At 53.9% G+C, this 458-nt stretch carries 1 protein-coding gene; it reads left to right on the forward strand.

The genetic code is table 11. The features are described from left to right. Nucleotides 1-458: transposase (locus M6G53_RS25070; RefSeq protein WP_253335281.1), on the forward strand; the 458-nt coding region annotated here is incomplete at both ends.

The following is a 458-nucleotide window of genomic DNA, read 5'->3' on the forward strand; positions in this document are numbered from 1 at the left end:
GTTATCGACCGGGTGCGCGTCGACCAGGCCAATCAGCTTCGCGATAACCCAAAATCGCGTCAGGTCATCAAACGCAGCCGCTGGCTGTTGCTGCGCAACCCGGAAAATCTCCCCGAAGGGCATGAGGTAAAACTCACGGAGTTACTGGAAGCGAATCAGCCGTTGAATGTGGTATGGCTGATGAAAACGGCGCTGAAAGACCTGTGGTACGCCCCGAGCGAGCAAGAGGCACAAAGACGCTGGGCAAGCTGGTACAGACAGTCCCGGGAAAGTGGAATAAAGGCGTTGCAACACTTCGCCGAGAAACTGAAGGGGTATGCCGGTGGCATCATCGCGAGTGCCAGACACCGGTTGAATACCAGCGTGCTGGAAGGGATGAACAATAAGATAAAGGTGATGAAGCGGATGGCTTATGGATACCGGGATAACGCTTACTTCTTCCTGAAAATCAAAGCAGC

Source organism: Serratia nevei (assembly GCF_024160145.1).
In the GTDB taxonomy this organism is placed as follows: domain Bacteria; phylum Pseudomonadota; class Gammaproteobacteria; order Enterobacterales; family Enterobacteriaceae; genus Serratia; species Serratia nevei_A.